Source organism: Streptomyces viridochromogenes (assembly GCF_001270495.1).
GTDB lineage: Bacteria > Actinomycetota > Actinomycetes > Streptomycetales > Streptomycetaceae > Streptomyces > Streptomyces viridochromogenes_A.
This window is the reverse complement of the sequence record NZ_LGUR01000088.1, coordinates 1-743: the sequence shown is the minus strand read 5'-3', so window position 1 is coordinate 743 and position 743 is coordinate 1. Positions and strand designations below refer to the sequence as shown.

At 74.2% G+C, this 743-nt stretch carries 1 protein-coding gene; it reads left to right on the top strand.

The genetic code is table 11. The features are described 5' to 3' along the window. Window positions 1-30: 30 nt before the first annotated feature. Window positions 31-743 (top strand): AfsR/SARP family transcriptional regulator (locus tag ADK36_RS10050; protein WP_199830141.1); only part of this gene is annotated, 713 nt, incomplete at its 3' end.

Sequence of the window (743 nt, the reverse complement as noted above, 5' to 3'; positions counted from 1 at the left end):
CCCCACAGCCACCCCCGCCACAATGACCCGGTGCGGTACAGAATCCTGGGCGTCACCCAGGCAAACGACGACCAGGGCACCGCCGTACCCATCGCCGGCCCCCGCCTCCGCGCCCTCCTCACCGCCCTGGCCCTACGCCCCGGCCACATCACCACCCCCGACACCCTGATCAACGAGGTCTGGCCCGACGCCCCACCCCAGGACGCCCACGCCGCTCTCCAGGCACTGATCGGCCGCCTCCGCCGCACACTCGGCAAGAACACCGTCACCTCCGCCCCCGGCGGCTACCGCCTCACGGCGACGCAGGACGACGTAGACCTCTTCGTCTTCGAACGCCTCGTACACGAGGGCACCTCCGCCCTGGCCGAAGACGACCCGGCCACCGCCGCCCGAACCCTCACCGCCGCCCTCACCCTGTGGCGCGGCCCCGCCCTGGCCGACCTCCCCGACCGCGACACCGCCGCGACCCGCCCGGAGGCGATGCGCCTGGAGGCGACCCGAGCCCGCATCGAGGCGGACCTGCGACTCGACCGCGCCCAACCCGCCGTGCCCGAACTGAAGGAACTGACCGCGGTTCACCCGTACGACGAACCGCTGCATGCCCTCCTCATCCGCGCCCTGCGCGACACGGGCCGCCCGGCCGACGCCCTCGCCGCCTACGAAACCGCCCGCCGAGCCCTCGCCGACGGCCTCGGCACCGACCCCGGCCCAGAACTCCGCGCCCTGCACACGGAGCTGCTGAC